Source organism: Pleomorphovibrio marinus, from assembly GCF_003347495.1.
Taxonomy (GTDB): Bacteria; Bacteroidota; Bacteroidia; order Cytophagales; family Cyclobacteriaceae; genus Pleomorphovibrio; species Pleomorphovibrio marinus.
The window spans coordinates 1-522 of the sequence record NZ_QCXY01000054.1 but is presented as its reverse complement, the minus strand read 5'-3'; the positions used below and the strand labels follow the sequence as shown (position 1 = coordinate 522).

Genomic DNA, 522 nt, shown 5'->3' with positions numbered 1-522 from the left:
GGTCTTCGACATCTATTGCGTTGCGGAGTCCGGAGCGCGGTTTATTGTGGAAATGCAGAAGGCCTTCCAGCTCAACCTCCGGGACAGGTCCCTGTTCTATGCGACCTATCCCATTCAGGAGCAGGCCAGGCGTGGGGACTGGGACTTCGGGCTGAAGGCGGTGTACTGCATCTCCATCCTGGACTTCGTCCTGGAGAAGGGGGATGAGAGACACCTGCACCGTGTTGGGCTGGTCGACCGTGAAACCGGTGGGCTGTTCAGCGACAAGCTCAACTTCATCTATGTGGAGGTGCCGAAGTTCGAGAAAAAGGAAGCCGATCTCGAAACCAAATTCGACAAATGGCTGTATGTATTAAAGCACCTTGAGCACCTGGAAAGGGTGCCTGTAAGGATTAGGGAAAAGATATTCGAAAAAGTCATGGACATAGCAACATTGGTAAACCTGGAGAAGAAAGACCGCAAGGCCTACGAGCAGAGCCTGAAACAGTACCGGGACCTAAAGAATGCGCTAGATGCTAGTAA

Annotated in this window: 1 protein-coding gene; it reads left to right on the top strand. The window is 52.5% G+C overall.

Annotation, left to right across the window (positions count from 1 at the left end; all coding sequences use genetic code 11):
• The coding region (locus tag DB520_RS26360) for a PD-(D/E)XK nuclease family transposase (RefSeq protein WP_198675476.1) at positions 1–522 on the top strand (522 nt) is incomplete at both ends.